General features: G+C 63.8%; 23 protein-coding genes. 13 read left to right on the forward strand and 10 right to left on the reverse strand.

Annotation, left to right across the window (positions count from 1 at the left end; all coding sequences use genetic code 11):
• Window positions 1-7: 7 nt before the first annotated feature.
• On the forward strand, window positions 8-916 hold the full coding sequence (locus EIP75_RS09965; RefSeq protein WP_158622797.1) for an esterase/lipase family protein: 909 nt from the start codon (window positions 8-10) through the stop codon (window positions 914-916).
• Between the two features lie 134 nt (window positions 917-1,050).
• Entirely contained in the window at window positions 1,051-1,623 is a 573-nt protein-coding gene (locus tag EIP75_RS09970; protein WP_125243103.1) for a sugar O-acetyltransferase, read from the forward strand.
• Window positions 1,624-1,640: 17 nt separating this feature from the next.
• On the opposite strand, the gene EIP75_RS09975 is transcribed toward EIP75_RS09970, so the two are convergent.
• The 3 genes from EIP75_RS09975 to EIP75_RS24520 form a co-directional block, all read right to left on the reverse strand.
• Window positions 1,641-1,889, reverse strand: a complete 249-nt coding sequence (locus EIP75_RS09975; protein ID WP_125243104.1) for a VF530 family protein — start codon at window positions 1,887-1,889, stop codon at window positions 1,641-1,643.
• A 76-nt stretch (window positions 1,890-1,965) separates the two neighbouring features.
• The gene (locus tag EIP75_RS09980) at window positions 1,966-2,898 is read right to left on the reverse strand and encodes an SMP-30/gluconolactonase/LRE family protein (protein ID WP_125243105.1); all 933 of its coding nucleotides are present in this window, start codon (window positions 2,896-2,898) and stop codon (window positions 1,966-1,968) included.
• Between the two features lie 165 nt (window positions 2,899-3,063).
• Window positions 3,064-3,261 carry a hypothetical protein gene (locus EIP75_RS24520; protein ID WP_233584782.1) on the reverse strand — a complete coding sequence of 66 codons (198 nt, stop codon included), beginning with the start codon at window positions 3,259-3,261 and terminating at the stop codon, window positions 3,064-3,066.
• Window positions 3,262-3,599: 338 nt separating this feature from the next.
• Between EIP75_RS24520 and EIP75_RS24525 the strand changes: the two genes are divergently transcribed.
• On the forward strand, window positions 3,600-4,166 hold the full coding sequence (locus tag EIP75_RS24525; protein ID WP_420797156.1) for a DNA-3-methyladenine glycosylase: 567 nt from the start codon (window positions 3,600-3,602) through the stop codon (window positions 4,164-4,166).
• Between the two features lie 15 nt (window positions 4,167-4,181).
• Here EIP75_RS24525 and EIP75_RS09990 read toward each other — a convergent pair whose 3' ends face one another.
• The gene (locus EIP75_RS09990) at window positions 4,182-4,361 is read right to left on the reverse strand and encodes a DUF3606 domain-containing protein (protein WP_125243107.1); all 180 of its coding nucleotides are present in this window, start codon (window positions 4,359-4,361) and stop codon (window positions 4,182-4,184) included.
• A 176-nt stretch (window positions 4,362-4,537) separates the two neighbouring features.
• On the opposite strand from EIP75_RS09990, the gene EIP75_RS09995 reads away from it, so the two are divergent.
• On the forward strand, window positions 4,538-4,780 hold the full coding sequence (locus tag EIP75_RS09995; protein WP_125243108.1) for a hypothetical protein: 243 nt from the start codon (window positions 4,538-4,540) through the stop codon (window positions 4,778-4,780).
• Between the two features lie 35 nt (window positions 4,781-4,815).
• Here EIP75_RS09995 and EIP75_RS10000 read toward each other — a convergent pair whose 3' ends face one another.
• The 3 genes from EIP75_RS10000 to EIP75_RS10010 form a co-directional block, all read right to left on the reverse strand.
• Window positions 4,816-6,021: an efflux transporter outer membrane subunit gene (locus tag EIP75_RS10000; protein WP_338014916.1), complete on the reverse strand. Its 1,206-nt coding sequence runs from the start codon at window positions 6,019-6,021 to the stop codon at window positions 4,816-4,818.
• Between the two features lie 351 nt (window positions 6,022-6,372).
• Window positions 6,373-7,974, reverse strand: a complete 1,602-nt coding sequence (locus EIP75_RS10005) for a DHA2 family efflux MFS transporter permease subunit (protein WP_125243109.1) — start codon at window positions 7,972-7,974, stop codon at window positions 6,373-6,375.
• A 10-nt stretch (window positions 7,975-7,984) separates the two neighbouring features.
• Window positions 7,985-9,127 (reverse strand): HlyD family secretion protein, encoded by a 1,143-nt coding sequence (locus EIP75_RS10010; protein ID WP_125243110.1) that lies wholly within the window; start codon window positions 9,125-9,127, stop codon window positions 7,985-7,987.
• A 116-nt stretch (window positions 9,128-9,243) separates the two neighbouring features.
• Between EIP75_RS10010 and EIP75_RS10015 the strand changes: the two genes are divergently transcribed.
• Complete coding sequence (locus EIP75_RS10015; RefSeq protein WP_125243111.1) at window positions 9,244-9,897, forward strand: TetR/AcrR family transcriptional regulator; 654 nt, start codon at window positions 9,244-9,246, stop codon at window positions 9,895-9,897.
• 12 nt (window positions 9,898-9,909) lie between these two features.
• On the opposite strand, the gene EIP75_RS10020 is transcribed toward EIP75_RS10015, so the two are convergent.
• The gene (locus EIP75_RS10020) at window positions 9,910-11,322 is read right to left on the reverse strand and encodes an aminotransferase-like domain-containing protein (RefSeq protein ID WP_233584792.1); all 1,413 of its coding nucleotides are present in this window, start codon (window positions 11,320-11,322) and stop codon (window positions 9,910-9,912) included.
• 95 nt (window positions 11,323-11,417) lie between these two features.
• On the opposite strand from EIP75_RS10020, the gene EIP75_RS10025 reads away from it, so the two are divergent.
• The 3 genes from EIP75_RS10025 to EIP75_RS10035 all read left to right on the forward strand — a co-directional run bounded on the left by EIP75_RS10025 (window position 11,418) and on the right by EIP75_RS10035 (window position 14,528).
• Complete coding sequence (locus EIP75_RS10025; protein WP_125243112.1) at window positions 11,418-12,281, forward strand: DMT family transporter; 864 nt, start codon at window positions 11,418-11,420, stop codon at window positions 12,279-12,281.
• 103 nt (window positions 12,282-12,384) lie between these two features.
• Window positions 12,385-12,771, forward strand: coding sequence for a VOC family protein (locus EIP75_RS10030; protein ID WP_125243113.1), 387 nt, complete (start codon window positions 12,385-12,387; stop codon window positions 12,769-12,771).
• 23 nt (window positions 12,772-12,794) lie between these two features.
• A complete protein-coding gene (locus EIP75_RS10035; protein ID WP_125243114.1) occupies window positions 12,795-14,528 on the forward strand; it encodes a molybdopterin-dependent oxidoreductase in 1,734 nt (577 codons plus the stop codon).
• Between the two features lie 14 nt (window positions 14,529-14,542).
• Here the strand turns inward: EIP75_RS10035 and EIP75_RS10040 are convergent, their stop codons facing one another.
• On the reverse strand, window positions 14,543-15,406 hold the full coding sequence (locus EIP75_RS10040; RefSeq protein WP_125243115.1) for a phosphatase PAP2 family protein: 864 nt from the start codon (window positions 15,404-15,406) through the stop codon (window positions 14,543-14,545).
• Between the two features lie 267 nt (window positions 15,407-15,673).
• On the opposite strand from EIP75_RS10040, the gene EIP75_RS10045 reads away from it, so the two are divergent.
• Window positions 15,674-16,852, forward strand: a complete 1,179-nt coding sequence (locus tag EIP75_RS10045; protein WP_125243116.1) for a serine hydrolase domain-containing protein — start codon at window positions 15,674-15,676, stop codon at window positions 16,850-16,852.
• On the opposite strand, the gene EIP75_RS10050 is transcribed toward EIP75_RS10045, so the two are convergent.
• Window positions 16,840-17,427 carry a TetR/AcrR family transcriptional regulator gene (locus tag EIP75_RS10050; protein WP_158622798.1) on the reverse strand — a complete coding sequence of 196 codons (588 nt, stop codon included), beginning with the start codon at window positions 17,425-17,427 and terminating at the stop codon, window positions 16,840-16,842. The two genes, EIP75_RS10045 and EIP75_RS10050, sit on opposite strands and share 13 nt — an antisense overlap.
• A gap of 232 nt (window positions 17,428-17,659) precedes the next feature.
• Between EIP75_RS10050 and EIP75_RS10055 the strand changes: the two genes are divergently transcribed.
• From EIP75_RS10055 to EIP75_RS10070, 4 genes are all read left to right on the forward strand, one after another.
• Window positions 17,660-18,649, forward strand: coding sequence for an aldo/keto reductase (locus EIP75_RS10055; protein WP_125243118.1), 990 nt, complete (start codon window positions 17,660-17,662; stop codon window positions 18,647-18,649).
• A gap of 1 nt (window position 18,650) precedes the next feature.
• On the forward strand, window positions 18,651-18,881 hold the full coding sequence (locus tag EIP75_RS10060) for a DUF3820 family protein (RefSeq protein WP_125243119.1): 231 nt from the start codon (window positions 18,651-18,653) through the stop codon (window positions 18,879-18,881).
• A gap of 428 nt (window positions 18,882-19,309) precedes the next feature.
• Complete coding sequence (locus EIP75_RS10065) at window positions 19,310-20,941, forward strand: RNA-directed DNA polymerase (RefSeq protein WP_125243120.1); 1,632 nt, start codon at window positions 19,310-19,312, stop codon at window positions 20,939-20,941.
• On the forward strand, window positions 20,934-22,544 hold the full coding sequence (locus tag EIP75_RS10070) for a DNA polymerase (protein ID WP_158622799.1): 1,611 nt from the start codon (window positions 20,934-20,936) through the stop codon (window positions 22,542-22,544). The genes EIP75_RS10065 and EIP75_RS10070 overlap by 8 nt, the downstream gene beginning before the upstream one ends.
• Window positions 22,545-22,871 lie beyond the last annotated feature (327 nt).

Consider the following 22,871-nt stretch of genomic DNA (forward strand, 5'->3'; position numbering starts at 1 on the left):
AGCCCGCATGAAAACCATCAGCATCCGCCACATCGCCGCAGCCGCCGTCGCCACCCTGGCCGTGGCAGCCGTCCCTGCCCACGCCGCCGGCACCGCCGCCAAGACCCAGTACCCCATCGTGCTGGTCCATGGCTTTATCGGCTTCGACAGCATCCTGGGCGTCGTCAACTATTTCTACCAAATCCCCGGCGCGCTGCGCAACGAAGGCGCCACCGTCTACATCGCCTCGGTCAACCCCTCGCAGACCACCGAGTTCCGTGGTGAAGAACTGAACCGCCAGCTCGATTCGTGGAAGGCCAAGGACGGCGTCAAGAAGTTCAACCTGATCGGCCACAGCCATGGCGGCCCCACCGTGCGCTATGCCGCCGCCACGCGCAGCGACATTGCCAGCGTGTCGTCCATGTCCGGCACGCACTACGGCTCCAAGGTGGCCGACGACATCCTGAAGGGCACCACGCCCGACGGTGGCTTCGACAAGGCCGCCACGGCCGGGCTGCAGCTGATCGGCTGGCTGACCGGCAACAGCACCTACAAGTCGGCCGACCTGAAGACCGCCTTGAAGGCCTTGAGCAGCGTCGATGCCGAGCGCTTCAACCAGGAGTTCCCCGCCGGCCGCAACGCCGAGTTGGAGGGCGGCCAATACTTCTATTCGTACGCCGGCAACGTGGTCAAGACCAACGGCTGGGACATCTCCGATGCCATCCTGGCCTACACCGGCAAGTACTACGGCACGGTGGCCAACGATGGCCTGGTGTCGCCCGCAGAGGCCAAGTGGGGTAAGCAGATCGACCTGGCCCTGCCCTGGAACCACCTGGATGAAATCAACCAGGTCCTCGGCGCCATCGGCAAGGGTGCGCCCGATCCCAAGGCTTATTACGTGAACATGGCCAACCGCCTCAAGGGCAAGGGCCTGTAATCGACTCCGTTGTTCCTTTGGGGGTTCAAGCCGGCGCCATGCGCCGGCTTTTTTCTTGGCTGAACGCACTGCCCCCGACGCCGCGCGGTGAACTCGCATAAGCTGGGCATCCAAGATGGCGGACCGCTTGAACCATGAAGACCGAACGACAGAAGATGCTGGCAGGCGAGCCCTACCGTGCGATGGACCCCGAGCTGGTCGAGGCCAGGCTTCGCGCGCGCGAGATCTGCCATGAGATCAACAACCTGCCGCCGCGGCAGTTCGATGCCAGGCAGCCGGCGCTGGCCGCCAGCCTTTTCGGATCGGCGGCGAAGGTGACGATCACGCCCCCTTTTCGCTGCGACTACGGCGTCAACATCCGCCTGGGCAGCCACGTGTTCTTCAATTTCGATTGCGTCATCCTGGACGTGTGCCCGGTGAGCATCGGCAACGACGTCATGTTCGGCCCGTCATGCCACCTCTACACCGCCGTTCACCCGATGGACAAGGACGCGCGCCGCCAGCTCGAGAGCGGCAAGCCGGTGATCATCGGCAACGACGTCTGGCTGGGCGGCGGCGTCATCGTGTGCCCTGGCGTGACGATTGGCGATGGTGCGGTGATCGGCGCGGGCAGTGTCGTGACCCGTGATGTGCCACCCGGCATGTTTGCTGCCGGCAATCCCTGCCGAATCATCCGTGCCATCGAAGCGCAGGATCGCCAAGGCTGAGAGCCCTCAACGGCTGTTCAATCGTCACCGCGCTTCGCGGCCTGGGCACGCCGCCAAGTCTCCAGGTACAAGGCCTCGACCTTCTCGCGCGCCCACGGCGTGCGGCGCAGGAACTTCAGGCTGGATGACACGCTCGGGTCGTGCGTGAAGCAGCGCACCGGGATCAGGCGGCCCAGTTCGCTCCAACCGTAGTAATCAGACAGGTCTTCGACCATGTGGGCCAGGGTCACGCCGTGCAGCGGGTCTTTGTTCATCGTCAACATCATCCGGCGGCCCGCCCCTGGGCCAGGGGATCACAACCACCGCCCGCATTGTCGGTCAATGGCTCAGGGGCTCAGGGGCTCAGGGGCTGACAGATGGCCCCGCAGCAGGCACGGCCAAACTCACCTCATGGATGCGACCCGAGTGCGTGGTGATGTAGACGCTGCTGGCGCTGTACGCGCCCCCTGCCCGGCCCACGGCCACCGCGCTGGGCAGGGACAGGCCCGACACCAGCAGGCACATCTGGCGCGTGGCCGGATCCAGGCGCCACACCTCGCCCGCCCAGTACGAGACCACGTACAGGCGCCCCTGGTCATCGATGTCCAGCCCATCGAGCCAGCTCCACTTGCGGGCCGGCGGGGCATCGGCCACCACGCGGGTCTGCCCCGTGGCGCGGTCCACCGCGAGGATGCTGGCCGGGACCATCTGGTTCACATACAGCGTCTTCTGATCCTGACTGATGGCCAGACCATTGCTGTTCTGCTTGAGCCAGGTGCGCTGCACTGTGCCATCGGGCAGGACACGGTCGAGGCTGGCGGCCAGGTCATCAGAGGCATAGAAGGTGCCATCGGCCGCGCGCACCAGGCCATTGGACATGGACAGGCCGCTTGCCTGCGGGGTGACCTGGCCGCTCTGCAGATCGACCCGCACGATGCCCGCCTTGCCCAAGGACGGTGCCAAGCCATACAGCCCGTTGCCAGTGCCGACGTAGGCCTCATGCGCCCCCGCCACCGCGATGCCGCCGGGGCTGCTGATGTCGGCTGCCACCGTGGCCGGCACGGCTTTGGGTGCATCAAGGCGCGACAGCGTACCCTTGAACAGGTTGGTGTAGAGGATGCGGCCCTGCTGGTCGAAGGCGATCGATTCAAGCGGCCCCTGCCCCGACAGGATCACGGCAGACGCCCCAACCCCGCCGCAGCCAGGCAGGCCTGAATCGCCCGCCCAGGCTTGGCTGCCCAGCCCACCCAGGGTGCCCATGGCCAAGCCGCACGCCCATTGTTGGAACCGCTTCATCACGCACCTCCGAGTGTTGATCTGGGAATGCGTCCTTTATACCAACCGAATCGCACGGCGGACAGGCCTTGATCCAGCACCCTGCGTCTGACGGCGGCCGAGCAGGCACTCGGTTTGCTGCATCCCCTTTGCGCCATCACGGCGCGGGGCATTCACGCAGTGTCCTCAACCGATACGGAGACGACCCATGACCAGATCCATGTTGACCAAGGCAAGCCTGGCGGCGGCCTTTGCCGGGATGCTCGCTTGCGCCCATGCCCAATCCACGAGCGGCCCCGCAGCAGGGAGCACCGCGGGCAGCACCAGCGGCAGTACGTCCGGAAAGACCTCTGGCAGCACCACGGGGAAGATGTCCGGCAGCACGGCAGATCCCAATCGCCGTGCCACGTGGGGCGATCGACCTGCCAGCGAGGCCCAGATCAACCGTGGGGTCCGCGGGACCTCATCGGGAACCGCGGGAACCACCTCTGGCAACACAGGCGCTGCCGGGGGCCCTGCGACGGGCACAGGCACGTCATCATCGGGCACGACGGGTGCAACACCTGGCTCTGGCGGTACAGGTACCGGGGCTGGCATGGGAACCGGCACGGGTGGTGGAGCGGGCACGGGTGGGTCCGGTAGTGGCGGCTCAGGTGCGGGATCCGGTGCGGGTGGCGGCAGCGGCGGTGGCGGCGGCGGTGGCGGTGGCGGTGGCGGTGGCGGTGGCGGTGGCGGTTGAATCCGTCAACTTCAACGCCTCGCCCATCGAGGTTGCACGTGCGTTGATCGGGATGGTGGTACTGGTGGATGGCGTCGGCGGCCGCATCGTCGAGACAGAAGCGTACGACGCAGACGATCCCGCATCGCACAGCCACGCAGGCCCCTCCACGCGCAATGCGTCGATGTTCGGGCCCCCAGGGCGCGCCTATGTTTACCGTTCTTACGGCATCCACTGGTGTCTCAACTTTGTCTGCCGCGAGGCTGGCCACGGCGCTGGGGTGCTGATTCGTGCACTGGAGCCCATCGAGGGTTTGGCATTGATGCAAGAGCGCCGCGGTGTGGTCGACGAGCGGCTGCTGTGCAGCGGCCCGGGCCGCGTAGGACAGGCGCTTGGGATCAACCGTTCACACGATGGGCTTGCGCTTGATCAGCCTCCTTTCGAACTCCAACCGGCCCAGGTGGCGCCCAAGGTGCTGACCGGTGTTCGCATCGGTATCTCCAAAGCCAAGGACGTGCCCTGGCGCTTTGGACTGCACGGCTCGCGGTTCGTCAGCAGACGGTTCCCGTGAGCCATTCCGGCTTGCTCACTTCTTCTTGATGAAGCGCTCAACGTCTTCAGCACGATCACCCGCACGGTTCACGGCCTCGATGAGTTGCTCCCGCGTGATCCCGAACTTCGTGGACCAGTGGTCAACTTCGTAGGCCTCGTGAACATTGATCCGGACGCGGTCCTGGCCGCCGGTCTTGGTCTTGTCATCGCTCATGGTGGTCTCCTCGTGAAACCTGGAGCCTGCGCTGATGTCGGTTCCCAGTCAATGGGCGATCCTCCAGCACACTTGTCATCCCACGCCTACAAGTGCCCTGCCTTCTGCAATGGAACGCGGATTGCCCTCTGTCACTGATGCAGCAGTCGCCGCGCCAGACAAAGAAGGATTGCACGATGAGCGAGAACAACACCAAAGCACCCCAAAGTCATTCCAACCATGGGATCGGCTCCCGGCAGCGCAAGCCTGATGAGAGCACTTACGGCTTTCCGAATCACGAGGACGGCATCCAGTCCGGTAACCTGACTGGTGGAGAGAACCCGGAGCCCTTTCAGCCCGAGGAGGAAAAAACCGCGCCGAGCGGACCTGGTTCGCGCAACGGCAACGGCATGGCAGGCACTCAGGACAGCAGCCGCTAGTCAAAGCAGCCAAGGGGCACTGTCACCTTCGGCGGTCAGGGGGCCACGCGGTCCGTGCTCACGGGCAGCTTGGATGCAATGGTCACCGACGCCTCGGGCGACCAGCCGCCACCCAGCGCACGCGCCAGGCTCACGGCCGCGAGCAGGCGCTGTGTGCGGATCTGCGCCGCGGCACGGTCCGCTGCCAGGCTGCTGCGCTGAGCATCGGTGACGTCCAGATAGCTGGACACGCCCCGCTCATAGCGGGCCTGTGCCACTTCATAGGCACGCGCGGCGGCCTGCTGGGCCTGGGCCTGGGCCGTGGCCTGCAACTGGCGTTGCTGCACGTCGGACAAGGCATCCTCCACCTCGCGCAAGGCGGTCAGCAGCTTGCCCCTATGGTTGGCCAGGGCCTCGGCATAGTGGGCCTGGCTCACGGCCAGGTTTGCCTGGTTGCGGCCGCCATCGAAGATGGGCAGCGACAAGGCCAGCGGGCCGATACTGAACTGCTGGGCGCTGCCGCCCGTGAGATCCCGCAGCTTCTCGGAGGCGAAGCCGTAGTTGCCGGTCAGGCTCACCGAGGGGTAGAAGGCCGCCTCCGCCACGCCAACCTGCGCATTGAGCGCACGCAGCCCGGCCACACTGGAGGACAGGTCAGGACGCTGGGCCAGCAGGCTGGCTGGCAGGCCCACGGGGATCACCGGCGGCACTGGCAAGGCGGCATTGGCCTGGGTGCCCAAAGACGCGATCAGGGGCTCGCTGGGCGACGCACCAACCAGCACGGCCAGGGCGTGCTCGATGGTCTGGCGCTGGCGCCGTGTCTCGTACAGATCGGCTTCGGCATTCGCACGCTCGATGCGGGCACGCGACAGATCGAGCTCGTTCGACAGGCCCGAATCGAAGCGCGCCGACACCAGCTGCTCGCTCTCCTTGCGCGTGTCCAGCGCGCGTTCGAGGATGGCGATCTCGGCATCCAGGCCACGCAGCTGGAAGTAACTCACTGCCACCTGGTTGGACAGCATCAGCAGCACGCCGTCGCGGTCATAGCGGGCGGCCAGGGCCTGGGCATCGGCCGACTCGACCGCGCGGCGCACACGGCCCCACAGGTCCAGCTCATACGACAGCGACGCGCCCAGGGTGTGGTTGCTGCCCTCCACCGTGCGGCCTCCCAGCATGAGGGCCTGCGAGGTTTCCTTGGAGGTGTGCGAATAGGCGGTCGATGCACTGGCACTCACCTTCACACCGCCGTCCGAACGCGCCAAGCCCAACTGGGCCTGGGCCGCCACCAGGCGCTGCGCTGCGGCCGTGACGCTGGNGCCACCAGGCGCTGCGCTGCGGCCGTGACGCTGGCGTTGTCGCGCAACGCACGCTGCTCCAGCGCGTTCAGCGTGGCGTCGCCGAACAAGGTCCAGCTGTCCAGCGGCAGTTGTTCGGCATCGCCGGCCTTGTTCACGGCATGGCGGTAGCTCGGCGATGTGTCGGCAGCCGGTTGCGCAAAGTCAGGGCCGACCGTGGCACAACCGCTGAGCACGGCCAGCGTCATCAAGGTGGCAGCAGCAGGCAGGCTGCGGTTCAGATGTTTGAACATGTTCTCTCCAGATCTTCCTGTGGGTTCAGTGGGCGCCGGCACCGCCGCCCGAAGGCGACCTGGCCTTGTCGGCGAACCACAGCACGCCAATGCAGAAGAACAGCACCGCCGCCATCAGCAGGAAACCGTCGTTGTAGGCCATCACGAAAGACTCGCGGCGCACGATGCGGTCGATCACCGCCAGGGCCTGGTTGGCCGCCTGGGCCGGATCGATGCCCGCCGCGATGAAGCCTTGCGTCAGCTGGTCCAGTCGCTCCTGGGTGGCACCAGACAGGCTGGTCACCGACTCGCCCAGGCGCGCCGAATGAAAGTGCTGGCGGTTGGTCAGCATGGACGCCAGCATCGCGATGCCGATCGAGCCGCCCAGGTTGCGCGTCATGTTGAACAGGCTGGAGGCCGAAGGCATGTCCCTGGGCGTGATGCCTGCCATCGCGAAGTTGGACAAGGTCAGCATGATGAAGGGCTGCCCCAGTGCCCGCACGACCTGCGAGGCCAGCAACTGGTCGTAGCCCACGGTGGCATCCATGTAGCCGTTCATCAGGCAGGAGGCCCCGAACAGCCCCAGCCCGATCGAGCACAGCACGCGGTTGTCCACCTTCGATGACAGGGCCGCTGCGAAGGGCATGATGAACAGCTGCGGCAGGCCGGCCCACATGATCACCTCGCCAATCTGCATGGGCGTGTAGCCCGCGATCTGGCCCAGGTACAGGGGCAGCAGGAAAGACGATCCATAGAGGGCCATGCCCGTGACCGCCGCCAGCATCGCCGCCACGAAGAAGTTGCGCCGCAGGTACAGGCGCAGGTTCACGAAGGGATCCGCGCGCAGCAGGCTGGTGCTCACCCACCCCACCAGCCCCACCACGGCCAGCGTGGCGAAGGTGCGGATGAAGTTCGAATCGAACCAGTCCTTGGAGTTGCCCTCTTCCAGGAAGATCGTCAGGCTGCCCAGGCCCACGGCCATGAAGGCGATGCCCACCCAATCGGCATTGGCCAGCAGCGGCCAGTTGCGGCGCTCGGCATCCAGGCCGTTCATGATGCCGAAGATCAGCAGCAGGCCAGGTACCCAGTTGATGTAGAAGATCGACGGCCAGCCATAGAGCTCGGACAGGTAGCCGCCCAGCGTCGGGCCCAGCGTGGGTGCCAGCGTGGCGGTCAGGCCGAACATGGCCATGCCCACGGCGCGCTTGGCCGGCGGCAGCTTGGTCATCACCAAGGTCATGGCCATGGGGATCAGGGCACCGCCCGTGAAGCCCTGCATCATGCGGAACACGATCATGCTCTGCAGGTTCCACGCAGCGCCGCACAGCGTCGAGCAGATCAGGAACAGCGCCGTGGTGCCGACCATGTAGGCCCGCAGGCCGAACACGCGCGCCAGCAGGCCCGTCAAAGGGATCACGACGATCTCGGCGCACAGGTAGGCGGTCGAGATCCACGAGCCCTCTTCCTGCGTGGCCGAGAGCGTGCCGAGGATGTCCTTCAGCGACGAGTTGGTGATCTGGATGTCCAGCACCGCCATGAAGGCGCCGAGCAGGCCGGCCGCCACGGCAAACCAGGTGCGCAGATCCACGCGCTGGTTCGGATCGGCCAGCGTGGGGACGAAGTGGGAAGGCGAGGTGGTGCTCGACATGGTGTGTCGATCAGTGGACGGACGATTGACGCAGATCCACCTCGACCAGGGCCGACATGCCGGGCACCAGCCGGCCGGCCAGGCGCTGCAGGTCGGCGTCCGTGAAGGTCAGCTTGACCGGCACGCGCTGCACGATCTTGGTGAAGTTGCCGGTGGCGTTGTCGGCGGGCAGCAGCGCGAACTGGTTGCCGGAGGCGGGCGAAAAGCTGTCCAGCCTGGCCTTCAGGCGTTCACCCGGTAGCGCATCGATGGCGACATCCACCTCCTGGCCAGGCTGCAGGCCCGCCAGCTGGGTTTCCTTGAAGTTGGCCGTGACCCACACCTTGTCTTCCACGATGGCGGCCAGTTGCTGGCCCGGCTGAACACGCGCACCGACTTCGATGTTGCGCTTGCCCAGCCGGCCGCTGACGGGTGCCACGATGCGGTTGTAGCCCAGCTGCAATTGGGCATCCTTGAGCTGCGCCTGCAGCACCTTGATCTGCGCCTTGAGCACCTCACGCGCCGATTGGGCCGCGCCCACCTGGGCCTGGGTGGCCAGGGCCGCATCCTTGCGGGCCGCCACATCGGCCAGCGCACTGGTGCGCGCCGCCACGGCTGCATCCAGCTCGGACTTGGCCACGGCCTTCATCTGCGTGTTGTAGAGCTGGCCGTAGCGCTCGGCGTCCTGCTGGGCGCGCAGTGCCTGCGCCTGCGCCTGGGCCACCTGGGCCTGTGAGGCGCTGGCCGAGGCGCGTGCCTGCGCCGTCTGCGCATCGGCCTGCAGCACCTGCTGCTCGACCGAAGCGATCTGCGCCTGGATCTGCTCCAGCTTCACATGCTGGTCGGCGGGATCGAGCTCGGCGATCACCTGGCCTTCCTTGACGATCTGGTTGTCATCGACCAGCACCTTGGTCACCACGCCCGCGATGCGCGCCGAGATCGGATGCACATGGCCCGACACATAGGCGTTCTCGGTTTCGACGAAGTTCTGGCTGCGCCAGTACATGCGCCCACCAAAGGCCAGGCCGGCCACGACCATGATGCCCAGCACCGTGAAGACACGGGCCTTGGAGGCCGGCTTGGCCTCGGCCGGCGCGGCAGCCGGTGCGCTGGCGGGGGCAGGTGGCACGGCGGCGAGGGCAGCAGGCTCGGTCTTGGCCGGGGTGATTGGCATGGCGCGGACTCTCTCGAAAAATGAAATGGTGTCGGTGCATTATTTTTTAGCCGACCGCCAAAGTCAAGAAATGAAACGATTTCATTTCATTAAATATTGTGGTTAAAGTAGCGTTCATGTCCTCATCTCCATCCAAGAAAAAAGCCGAGCCCAAAGCCGCAGGCCGACCTCGCGCAGAAGAGGTCGAGGCGCGGACGGAGGACCTCAAGCGCACGGCGGGCCGCCTGATGCTGCAGAAGGGGTACGCCAACGTGAGCCTGGAGATGATCGCCCGCGAGGCCCACGTGGCGGTGCGCACCATCTACATCAAGTTCGGCGGCAAGATTGGCATCCTGCGGGCGCTGATGCAGGACAAGCGCGACGCCATCTTCGACAGCATCGACCTGGAGCGAGACCCGCGCCCCATCCGCGAGGTGCTCGACGACTTCGCCACCCGCCTCTACAGCCTGCTGACCTCACCCGAGGCGGTGGGGCTTCAACGCATGCTGGCGGCGGAGGCGCGCGCCAATCCCGAACTGGTCGACACCTTCTTCGCCATGGGGCCCGACGTGTCCCGCGGGGCCATCGCGCAGTTCCTGCAGCGCCCTGAGGTACGCGCCCAGTTGCGCGACGACCTGCCCTTCGCGCAGTTGCCCGTGCTGCTGATCAACACCGTGCTCGGAGACCAGCTGTCGCGAGTGCTGCGCGACAGGCAGGAAGGCACGCCGGAAGAATGCGCCCTGGCCTTGCGCCAGCGCATGGAGATGTTCTACCGCAGCGTGTTGCGCTGAGCAGCCCCTGCTTCAACCGGCTTGCGCCAGGGCGCGCGACAAGACCGTGAAGATCCGCGCATCGTCCGTCTGAGCCACATTGAAGCGCAGGAAGTTGCCCGCGCTGCGGGACAGGCTGAAGGCATCGCCCGGCGCCAGCACCACCCCATCCTGAAGGCAGCGCCTTGCCACGGGCGCTGCTTCGACGCCTGTGGGCAGCCGGCACCAGAGGAACATGCCCGCCTGGGGCACCAGCCAGGGCGTGATGCCCAGCGGCTTGAGCCGAGCGATGGTCGTTGCCGTGTGCTCGGCCAGACGCTGGCGCACGGCCTCCATGTGGCGCCGATAGCCACTGTCCGTCAGCACGGAGAGCATGATGCTGGCGGCCAGGCGCCCTCCGCCGAAGGTCGTGGCGATCTTCAGGTCGGTGAGCGCCTCCATCCAGTCGGCACGGGCGGCGATGAAGCCGCACCGCATCGACGCCGAGATGGATTTGGAGAAGCTGCCGATGTGGATCACGCGCTCCAGGCCGTCGAACGCGGCCAGCCGGGGCGCCGGGGCAGATTCGAAGTCCGCGAAGATATCGTCCTCGACGATGGTCAGCCCGTGGCCTTCTGCCAGCTTCAGCACACGGTGCGCCACCACGGGCGACAGCACGGCGCCCGTCGGGTTGTGGATGCCCGAGTTGGTGATGTACAGGCGCGGCCTGTGCGCCTCCAGCGCCGCACGGAAAGCCTCCACATCGGGGCCCGTGGGCGTGTAAGGCACGCCAATGGCCGTCACGCGGTGCGCCTTGAGCAGTGCGTGGAAGTTGAAGTAGCAGGGGTCGTCCACCAGCACGGTGTCACCCGGCTCCAGCAGAAAACGGCAGATCAGGTCGATGGCCTGGGTGCCGGAATCCGTGAGCATGATCTGCGCGGGGGGCGCATCGATCCCGTTCGCCGCGAGCCGGCGCGACAAGTGCTGCCGCAGCGATGGAAGGCCCAAGGGCGGCCCGTACTCGGTCAGCTCCGATCCATCGGCCCTGGCCGCCGCGCGCAGAGCGCGCCGCACGCCCTCCTCGTACATCCAGGAGGTAGGCATCCATCCGCACCCCGGCTTGAGCGTCGCGTCGTCCGTCTCGAGCGATTGGCGCGACACCCAGAGCGGGTCCACCTCGCGGTCGAGCTTGGGGCCGATGGCGGCCAAGGCCAGCGGTGCCACCGTGCCCGCCACGTAGAAGCCCGCCCCGCGGCGCGAGGTGAGCACACCCTCGGCTGACAGCCGCTCGTAGGCTTCGAGCACGGTCGAGACGGACAGCTTCATGGCCTGCGCCTGCGCCCGCACCGACGGCAGGCGGGTGCCTGGCGGGCAAGCGCGTGAGGCGATCCGGGCGCGCACATCGGCCATCACGGCCTCGATCCGTGTCGGTTCCTTGGCGGCTTGAAGCGCAGAGTGTTCTGGCATTTTGTCCATAACAGTTTCTTATGATTGTACTGATCTGTTCATGGATGCCTTGCGGCCTGGCTGCTCAAATCGCCGCATCACATGAGGAATTGGCAATGCACAAGACAACGAGCGGCTGGGTCAATGGTCTGTTGGGCGTGGTGATCTTTTCGGGCTCGCTCCCGGCCACGCGCGTGGCGGTGGTCGATCTGGGGCCAGCCTTCCTGACCAGTGCGCGGGCCTGCATCGCGGCAGCCCTCGCCTTGGTACTGCTGGCGTTGTTCCGCCAAGCTCGGCCCAAGGTGTCGGATCTGCCCGCGCTCGGTATCACCGCGCTGGGGGTCGTCGTCGGCTTCCCGCTGCTGACCGCCATGGCCCTTCAACACGTGACGTCCGCGCACGCCATCGTCTTCCTGGGCCTTCTGCCGCTGTGCACGGCCTTGTTCGCGGTGATTCGTGGCGGTGAATCACCGCGGCCCGCGTTCTGGCCGTTCTCGGTGCTGGGCAGCGTGTGCGTGAGCGGCTATGCCGCCAGGGAAGGGATTTCTGCTTCGCTCACGGGCGACCTGCTCATGCTGGCCGCCATCCTGGTGTGCGGCCTGGGCTATGCCGAAGGCGCCCGGCTGTCCCGGCGATTGGGCGGCTGGCAGGTCATCAGCTGGGCACTGGTGTTGTCGCTGCCCGTGATGCTGCCCATCGCGCTGTGGACCGTGCCCCATGAGCTCGCCCAGGTGGGCATGCCTGCCTGGATGGGGTTGGCTTACGTGTCCCTGTTCAGCATGCTGCTGGGCTTCGTGTTCTGGTACCGCGGGCTGGCGCAGGGCGGCATCGCCGCCGTGGGGCAGCTTCAACTGCTGCAGCCTTTCCTGGGCCTGGGGCTGGCGGCGGTGCTGCTGCACGAAGAGGTGAGCTGGGCGATGCTGGTGGTCACGCTGGCCGCCGTGAGCTGCGTGGCCGGCGCGAGGCGTTACGCGCGCTAGCGCCGTACCAGACGTTAGGATTGCCCTTCACCAGCCTCGCGCTTCGCCGCCCGAGGCAGCCGGCGCTGCCGAAGCGCCATGCCATCAAGCACAAGGAACTTTCATGATCGATCACACCGGGGTTGCCGTCAGCGACTTTGAAAAGAGCAAGGCGTTCTACAACACGGCCCTGGCGGCCATCGGCTACGCGCTGATCATGGAGCTGCCCGCCTCGGTGACAGGCCACGCCGATGTGGCCGGCTTCGGCGAGCCGCCCAAGCCCGATTTCTGGATCAACAGTGGCAGCCCCAACGTGCCGCCGATCCACATCGCGTTCCGCGTGCAGTCTCGCGCCATCGTGGATGCCTTCTACAAGGCGGCCATCGCGGCGGGCGGCACGGACAACGGCGCACCGGGCCTGCGCCCGCACTACCACCCGAACTACTACGGGGCCTTCGTGCGCGATCCGGACGGCCACAACATCGAGGCGGTCTGCCACGAGGCTGAATAAGCGCCGCGGCATCCAAATGCCCCATGAAAGACCACGAGTCGACCCGCACCCACGATGTCCTGGCCCATTCCCTGAGCGAGGCCGACGACCGCATCCGGCTTGCCCACTGGACGCCACCGCGCAATGGCATCTTTCCCCACATCCGGTTCGGCCAACGGTGGTTCAACACCTTGTGGCTGCTGCCCATTTCGGTGGCCGCGCTGCTGGCCATCGTGGCCACCGCGCAGTCCCTGCGCGAGCTGGCGGGGGTGCAGGAGTTCATCCGCCAGTACCCAGGCATCGCGCAGGCCGCACCCTCGGTGGAATCGGGCTTTCCGTGGTGGCTGCGCCTGCAGCACTTCCTGAACATGTTCTTCATGCTGTTCATCATCCGGGCAGGCATCCAGATCCTGGCGGATCACCCCAGGCTCTACTGGAAGCGCGACAGCACGCCAGGCACGGAATGGTTCCGCTTCCAGCATGAGGTGCCCGCGAACCGCATCTGGACGGCGAAGGACGACGCGGTCACCCTGCCCCAATGGCTGGGCATCCCCGGACTACGCCACACCATCGGCCTGGCCAGGTGGTGGCACTTCTCCGTCAACTTCCTGTGGACGCTCAACGGCATCGTCTTCTACCTGCTGATCTTCGTGACGGACCAGTGGCAGCGCATCGTGCCGCTGACCTGGGAAGTGTTTCCCAACGCGTTGTCAACCGGCATCCAGTACGCGTCGCTGAACTTCCCGGTCGACCAGGGCTGGACCCGCTACAACGGACTTCAGCAGCTCACCTACTTCGTGACCATCTTCATCGCGGCCCCCGTGTCCATCGCCACGGGCATCCTGCAGGGCCCCGCGTTCTCCAACAAGCTCGGCTGGCTGGGCCGTGTGCTCAACCGCCAGGTGGCGCGCTCCATCCACTTCATCTCGTTCCTGTGGTTCGTGTTCTTCATCGTGGCGCACGGCGTGATGGTGCTGGTGACCGGCCTGCGCGACAACACCAACCACATGTTCGCCGGCGTGCACGACGATTCATGGTCGGGGTTCTGGCTGTTCCTGCCTGCCATGACCTTGCTGGTGGTGGCGTGGTTGTGGGCATCGCCTTTCACCATCAAGCATGCAAGGCTGGTGCAGAAGACAGGCCGCTTCCTCATCGGCTGGCTGAAGGGGCTGGCCGAGGGCTGGGATCCCAAGTCTCAGCTCACCGAGAAAGACATCTCGCCCCACTTCTGGCCGAACGGCACGATGCCGGCCTCCGCAGAGTACGACCAGCTGGTGGCGGGCGAGTTCGCGGACTACCGTCTGCGTGTCAGCGGCCTGGTGGCGCACCCGCAGTCGTTCTCTCTGAACGATCTGAAGTCGATGCGCAAGCAGGAGCAGATCACCACGCACTTCTGCATCCAGGGCTGGTCGGGCGTGGCCAAGTGGGGTGGCGTGCCCATGCGCGACCTGATGGCGCTGGTGAAGCCGACCGCGGATGCACGCTATGCCGTCTTCTATTCACTGGCAGATGGCAGCGATGGCGGCCGCTACTACGATGTGCACAAGGTGTCGAACATGCACCATGAGCTCACGATCCTGGCCTATGAGATGAACGGCGCGGCCTTGCTCGTGCTGCACGGGGCACCCTTGCGGCTGCGCTGCGAGAACGAGCTCGGGTTCAAGATGGTGAAGTGGGTCAGCGCGATCGAGTTCGTGCACGACTTCAAGGACCTGGGCGCGGGCCAGGGCGGCTACAACGAAGACCATGAGTTCTTCGGTTACCGCATGCCCATCTGAGGTGTCCTGTGTGGTCAGCGCCCCGCTGTGATCGCGCCACGCGTGCGCGCCGGCCGGCGAAGCCACTCGGTCACCAGCACGCAGGTCAGCAGCCACGCCGTGCCTGAAGCGAAACCTGCCAGCACATCGCTGGCCCAGTGAACCTGCAGCATCACACGGCTGAAGCCGATGGTGAACACCAAGGCCGCGGTGGCCACCGCCACCGGCAGGTGCCACCTGGGCGCCAGCTGGCGCAGCAGCAGGTAGGCCAGCATGCCGTAGACGACCACCGCCCCGGACGTGTGCCCGCTCGGGAAGCTGAACCCGTCTGCCACGGCAAAGCCGTGGTCGTGCACCGGCCTCACGCGTTCAAACGTGGCCTTGAGCAAGCGGTTCAACAGGCCGCCACCGGCGCAGGCCAGCACCCATGCCAAGGCCATGCCGCGACGCCCGCGCAGCAGGAGCAGCACCCCGACCAGCACACACAGCGCCGTGAGGGTGGCCGCGTCGCCCAGGTGCGTCACCCACGCGAACGCGCGCAACTCACCCGGCTGCAAGGTGCGTGACAGGTGCGCGGCGAGTGCCTCGTCAAAACGGCCCATGGCGTCGCCGTCGGAGAGTTCATCCGCGATTTCGGCGAACACGGCCCCCGCACCTGCCAGGGCGAGCAAGCCCAGGCCGAACCGGAGGATCAGTTGCAAAGGCGGGAGCGCACTGCCTGGGGCGCTCGGCTTCACGATACGCCGCAGCAAGAGCCATGCACCGGCAGCGGCGAGCACTGCGCAGGCCAAGCCGGCAAGGTAAAGGCTCAGCGCGTGATCGGCCATCAGGGCGGCCAGGCGAACGACCGGATCGGAGGGGAGGATGGGGGTTGCCACGTACTTGGAAAATGCTGCCATCAGGTGGCCTGCAAGCTTAACCGTGTCGCATAAGCCCGCGTACACCAGGTGCCGATTGACCACGGCCAGCACGTCGGCCCGCTGTCCACATGGCCGAGCACCGCCCGCCATTGAGGTGTCTTCATGGCCTGCGGCCATGAGGCCGGCTCGTCGTTGCAAAGCACCTGGGCAGGCGGCTGGGTTCATACCACCGCGGGAAAATCCGCGCTTGCCACACTCACCCAAATGCGTACGATTGGTCTCATCCAAGCAATGCCCTGAGGACCCATGAAAGCCCTGCCCCTGGCCCTTCTGCTGGCCACCGTGGCCGCCCTGCTGCCCTCGGCTGCGGCCGCCCAGAGCCTGCCGCCCTCTCTGTACCTGCCGGAACTGGTGCTGCCCCGCGACACTCTGGACGTGGCCGCCAGTCCCGCAGTGCTCCAGTCGGTGAAGCCCCGCGTGCCGCTGAGCAACTTCCGGTACACCTACGACGGCGCGAGCAAGACACTGGCCCAGTACCAGAGCGAGGCCAAGGTCCGGGCGCTCCTGGTGCTCAAGGACGGCAAGATCGTCTACGAGTACAACCGCTTCCCTTACAGCAAGAACTCGCTTCACCAGTCCTGGTCCATGGCCAAGCAGGTGCTGTCGGCGGCCATCGGCATCGCCATCGACGACGGTGCCATCCGGTCGGTCGATGACCGGATGGACGCCTACGAACCGGCCCTGGCGATGAACGGCTATGCGGGTGTCACCTTCAGGCAGGCATTGCAGATGTCATCGGGTGTCAAGTACAGCGAAGAAGCCGACCGCTTCAAGCTCTTCCTGGACGCCATCTCCGACTACTACACCGGCGGCCGATCTGGCTCTTCCATCCGAAACAAGGCCCTGGACCCGGCGCTGACGGTGGCCTTCACGCCCGGAAGCAGGTTCAACTACGCGAGCATCAACACACAGGCCCTGACCCTGGCCCTTGAGAAAGCCGTCGGTGAGCGGTACCAGGCGTATCTGCAGAAGAAGCTGTGGATCCCCATGGCCACCGAAGACCGCGCCAAGGTGCTGGTGGACCGCGCGGACGATGCATTCACCTTCTGCTGCCTGTACGCCACCACGCGCAGCTACGCGATGTTCGGGCTGCTGTACGCCCAGGGTGGCCAACTGCACGGCCGCCAGATCGTGTCGGCCGACTGGGTGCGCAAATCCACCACCTTCGCGGGCGATCCGACCAACTGGCACGGCGTTGACCGGGCTGGCAGCGCATCGCGCATCTATGGCTTCGGCTACCACTGGTGGCCGCTCGAAGGCGAGCGAGGCGACTTCTCCGCACTGGGCGTCTACGGCCAGGCCATCCACATCCTGCCCAAGCAGAACACCGTCATCGTCCGTGTCAGCGGGGATTTCGACACGCCCGGGGCGCACTCGGAAGAAAACGTTGCGCTGGGACGCGCCCTGGCCGACTACCTGGACTGAGCAGGCCGGTGGGCCCCGGGAGGGCTTGCCGCCCACGCCCCCGCCATCACCCAGGTGAACAGAAGCTGTGAACGCTCGAGGATGTCCTTACGGCGCCCTGGGTCCTCGATATAGTCGATGCTCAGCTGGAAGTTCTGGTTCACCAGCACCTCGATGGCCCAGGCCAGCGACAGGGGCTGCGCCTTGGGAAGGTGGCCCAGCGTGGTCAGCTCCGCGAGCATGTCCTGCCGGATCGACGCCAGCATGCTTTCGACCGCCTCGCGGGCCGGCCCCGCAGGGCCATGCCGCTCCCGCATCGCCATCACGAAGACATCCCGATGGGCCAGCGCGAAATCCAGGAGCCAGCCCATCACGGCGTTTGTCAGCCCCGGGCCGGGCGGCACCGACCTGCGCGCCGCGCTCAGCCCTTCCCTAACCTCATCGCAGAAGGCGGTGACCGTGGCCACGACCAGGTCGTCCATGCTCTGGAAATGCCGGTAGATGGAGTTGTGCCCCATGCCGGCCTCTTTGGCCAGATCGCGCAGGCTGAAGCGCGAGTGGCCCAAGGTCGCGGCCAGTCGGGCAGCGGCCTGCACCAGGCGCTCACGGCCCTGCCCATACGAAACCGACTCTGGCGAAGCAAGCGCGCGGGCAGGCCTTCTGGGGGATCGTTTGACGGGCGGTGGAGTGGGCTTTCGGGACGACACGGGCGGTACCTCGGGAAGCGAGGAAGTTTAAGCGGACGCGCGCGCCCGCCTGCGCGGGAAATGGTGGCAGGATGGGCTGATCCCTTCACCGCTGGGCCAGGCCCAGCCCGGAGACACACCCATGAAATACACCAAGCTAGGCAGCACAGGCCTGGACATCTCCAGGCTGTGCCTGGGCTGCATGACCTATGGCGACCCGAACGCCGGCAACCACAGCTGGACCTTGCCTCTGGAACGGTCTCGCCCCATCGTCAAGCACGCGGTTGAGCAAGGCATCACCTTCTTCGACACGGCCAACAGCTACTCCGCAGGCACCTCGGAGACCATCATGGGCCAGTTGCTCAAGGAGTTCACGCGCCGCGAAGAGGTGGTGATCGCGACCAAGGTGTACTTTCCATATGTGGAGCCCGACGGCACCAGGCACCGCCAGGGCCTGTCGCGCAAATCCGTGATGGCCGAGGTGGATGCCAGCCTGACGCGGCTGGGCACGGACCATGTGGACCTGCTGCAGATTCACCGCTGGGATTACGACACCCCCATCGAAGAGACAATGAGCGCGCTGAACGACATCGTGCGCGCCGGCAAGGCCCGGTACATTGGCGCATCGTCCATGCACGCTTGGCAGTTTGCCAAGGCGCAGGAAGTGGCGCGGCGCCATGGGTGGACCGAGTTCGTCAGCATGCAGAACCACCTGAACCTGCTCTACCGGGAAGAGGAGCGGGAGATGATTCCGCTGTGCGCGGATCAGCGGATCGGGTTGCTGCCGTGGAGCCCCCTGGCACGTGGGCGTCTGACCCGGCCGCCGGGGGTGAGCACGGCCCGGCTGGAATCGGATCAGGTGGGCATCGGGCTTTACGCCAAGACGGCCGAGGCTGATCTGGAAGTGATCCAGGCGGTGCAGCAGGTGGCCGGCGAGCGGGATGTGAAGATGGCGCAGGTGGCGCTGGCGTGGGTTTTGCAGAAGGCGCAGGTGTCGGCGCCGATCATCGGGGCGTCAACGGCTGAGCACATTGATGATGCGGTGGCAGCGCTGGACATCACACTGGCCGAGCATGAAGTGCAGGCGCTGGAGGCACGCTATGTGCCGCATGTGATCAGTGGGCATCAGTGACATGGACGCGGACAGCCTGCACAAGCTGGTGACCATGGCCATGCCGTTCGGGAAGCACAAGGGGATGCTGATTGCGGATCTGCCAAGCAACTATCTGGCCTGGTTTGCTCGGGAGGGGTTTCCTAAAGGTGAGCTAGGACGGCTGTTGGCGACGATGCATGAGATTGACATCAATGGGCTGCGCCAGCTATTGAAGCCTTTGCATCAGCGTCCAAGCAAGCGAATAGGCTGAGATAAGCCCAGAGGGCTGCTGGCATCCAATCATTTCAGGCTGCTATCGATTCAAAGCAGAAGTTCGAAAGCTTCAAGGCGGATGACAGCTTTGCAGCGTCAGGAGTCGGTCGTGGCCGACAGGCCTGCTCACGCTTGCTATCGGCAAGCCGACATTCGATCAGGCGGCCGGCGCAGGGATGACTGGCTGCACCGCGAGTTAAAGCTGACCTTGGCCGGCGACTGATCGGCAGCGCGGCCTGAACGGCCGCTGCGCCGTTGAGCGAACTCACGGTGCCGACCTAATCGGCACAGGGGGGACCATGTTTTGCCAACGTCCCCCCCCCGGGGGGGAGGGCGCCGCCCATGGCAAACTTGCTAAGACCCCAATAACATTGCCGTCAACCCGTCGCATGCACGTCGGGAGTATTCAACGCTGGGGAGGCGTACATGACGATAGACCTGGGAACACTGCAGCTTGACGAACAGCTGGTGACTCGCCAGCTCCAGCGAGACATGCGTGATGACTGGTTCCCGGACCCCCTCCGCTTCGAGGATATCTTCGACAGCGAGCATATTGCCGAATGCGTGGCCGCCAACTTCACGCGCAACAATGGAGTTTATCGCCCGAGCAATCGGCAACTCCTAAACCTCCCCAAACCCAACTTCACTCTTCGCTATGCGCTTGAGACCTCCATTGTGGACCGAGCTATATACCACGGCCTCACTGCGTTACTCGTACCCCACCTAGATCCATTGATCCCCTGGAACGTTTTTAGCCATAGGCACAACGGGAGCACTGATTCTCGCTATTTGTTTAAGCCTGCAATCCGCTCGTGGCAAGACTTCACCGGGGTTGCCAGGCAATCGCTTGAACAATACCCCGTTCTTCTTTCCACCGACTTAGCCAACTATTTCGAGAACATCTCGATAGCGACACTAAAGTCATCGATGCTGGGATATTTGGCCGAACTAAAGTGCGACGCCAATCAGAAAGCGAAACTCCGGAGCACCCTTGAGTTGCTCTTCTCCTGCTTGACCGCTTGGTGCAAAGACGAGATGAAGGGGCTACCGCAGAATCGCGACGCCTCTTCCTTTCTTGCAAATATGTATATGCTCCCGGTTGATCGAGCCATGGCGAGCAAGGGGTACAAGTACTTCCGCTATATGGACGACATCAAAATCGCCTGCAGCACCGATTTTGAAGCCCGTTCCGCTTTGAAATTCCTCTCTCTACAGCTTCGCGAAGCCGGCCTATCCATCAACTCCGGAAAAACAAGTATTCTTCATAAAGAAGATGAGCATGGCATAGATGAGTGCCTTGATTCCGGAGGCCGAGAGCTTCAAGAGATTGCCGCCGCCTGGAGCACAAGAAAACTTATCGCCATTTCCCGCACCCTGCCAGATCTTCGGCAACGGGTTGTGGATCTGTTGGATCAAGATCTCGTGGCATCTCGGGAATTCAGGTACTACATCAGACGACTTCGGGCATTAGCCACATGCCCCGAATTCCAGGTGCCGGAAGAATACTTCAATCCAATCACAGAGCGGATTGTTGGTGCGGTGGCAAGGCATCCCGCCGCCACAGATCAGCTAGTCACATATCTACAAGCAGTACCAACCAGTGTCGAAATTCTGCGACAGCTTGCTTATTTTTTATTAGATTGCGACAAAAGCATCTACACCTGGCAAAACTATCAGCTATGGGTTCTCTTAGCTCACAAGAATTTTAAGGATTCCGCCCTCAGAGACTTCGCAAAAACATTGATAGCCGCAAAACTCGATTCTCCAAGCCGGAGCGGCGCAGTAATTTATCTGGGAGCTACGGGCGATAAATCTGATCGAGAAGTTATCGCTCAAAACTTCGCCAATGCCCCGTCATTCCTTGCGCAGAGGAATGGGCTGATAGCGGTGCAGGATCTTCACTTTGCTCCAATGGTTCGAGACCATGTGGCACCTCATCTCCGTGACGACCTCAAAGGAGTCTTCCGGCGCATCAATCGGCGCAACGGCAAATACACATCCGCCCCCGAACCGATATCCATCACTTCAATTCTGGACGTGGAGCGAGACTATGAATAACAACACCCTCGTCCTAACCTATATTTGTGACCCGTTTGGAATCCGAACCCCAATTTTCTGCCTTAACGATGGATCGGAAGCTGGTGAAGTCGACTTCAACACTCTCATCGACACTACCGGCAACATTCTGACGTTCGAGCTAGGCATTTTAATCGACGGTCTTCGCCGACTTAACGCATCTGAGCTACCGTCCTTATTGGATCTCTCTGATGCCTTGCGTATGCGGTGTGGACGTCCGAAGGACGAAGTAGGAGAGAAGCCTTGGAATGTTTGGCGACAAGTTGCGAGAACATCATCAACGGATCGCGTCAATTCAATCGAATCAATATTTCACTCGCGTACTGCATGGCCAGACAGGCCAATCATATTGCAAGAACTTCGCTGGCTCTCATTTCAGATATATAAACTCTGGGAAACAGTGCAGCAGGATCTCGACAATCAAGATGAAATTGAGAGATTCTTCCAAATTGAAGCCCCCGTACGTCGAATCCTGAACGGCCGACAGCTAGCGGGCATAAAAATTGATCAAGAGCGCCTTTTAGGCTTCATAAAGAAAGTTGAAGCTGAGAAATACCAAGCCTTCTTGCAAATCGCACCGAAGATTGGCCGCAGCCCACAAAGCATCAACTATTGGAATCTCGGAACTTGCCTTGAAAACACCGAGCTTGAGCATCTTTCAGATATTGATGATGCGGGATCAATGCGAGATGCTTTGAAGCTTTCGAGCAATCACTCTGAGTTTGCGCGTTCACTTGTTTCTTACGTAGACGCGGTCCGCGATGAGGCTACGCTGAAACGCTGTGCGGGAAGCATGGGGACGGTCCACCCATTCTTCCATGCACACGGCACGGTAACTGGACGAATCCTCGTAAGCGAGCCCTCATTGCAGCAACTGCGTAGCAAGTATCGCGCAATTTTTGCACCCAATCCAGGGTGCTCGCTTGCATACCTGGACTACGCTCAATTTGAACCTGGAGTGGTTGCCCAGCTGTCTGGGGATCCATCTATTATTGACGCATACAACAAGGGCGATCTATACACAGCATTAAGCACACGCCTATATGGGGACCAGGGCCATCGAAAGCAGTGCAAGCAGATATTTCTCGCTTACTGCTACGGAATGCAGCGCGAAACCATCGTACGCCTAATGCTCCCTGCATCAGCTACTCCGCAAGACATAGAGAAGCTCTCTTCAGGAATTGAGGGGTTTTTCTCCGAATTCCCTGGACTGGAACATCTGCGACGAGCCTCCGAAGATCTACTTAGGCATCAAGGATGGATTTCCAGTGCGATGGGGAATCGCCGGTATCGCGGTGGCTCAGGCGTCCTATCGCACAAGGAGCGTCGTTGGGCCTTGAACCAACGAATACAGGCGACTGCGTCGCTCATCTTCAAAGAGGCCGTGACCAAATTAACAGACGCCTTTGGATGGCATGCATTCCTTCTTCCTATGCATGACGCCGCATTGCTCGAAGTGCCAGCGACTGCAAGGCGGGATGAGTTTGTTGCAACGGCAACAGGGATCATGGAAAACGCACTCGCAAGACGGCTGCCAGACATCAAGCCCAAGGTCGTGTGCGGAGATTTCTCGGGCGAGGCCTAGAAGGTTGTTAAGCCCTTGTCTTGTTCGCATGGCACTCTTTTCGGTGCTCCTCCGTCCCTCGGATGCTAGCTGATTGGCGCGCCGGTTTCGCACGCATGAAGATATGCGGCGAAGGTCCCGTGCTGAGGCGCCGACGTGGGGATCAACCGGCGATATAGCGATATTCCCAAGTCGACCAGTATGACTGCGAACGTCGGGTCCAACGGCCGGTTCCGGAGACGAAGCCGCCGGCCAATCCGTTCTAGGCCAATCGGCTGCTTCCCGCAAAAGCGGTCACTGGAGGCTCCATCGTCGAATGACCGAGTTCAGCCAATTCTGTTGAAAAAC

Origin of the sequence: Aquabacterium soli (assembly GCF_003933735.1) — a bacterium.
In the GTDB taxonomy this organism is placed as follows: Bacteria; Pseudomonadota; Gammaproteobacteria; order Burkholderiales; family Burkholderiaceae_C; genus Aquabacterium; species Aquabacterium soli.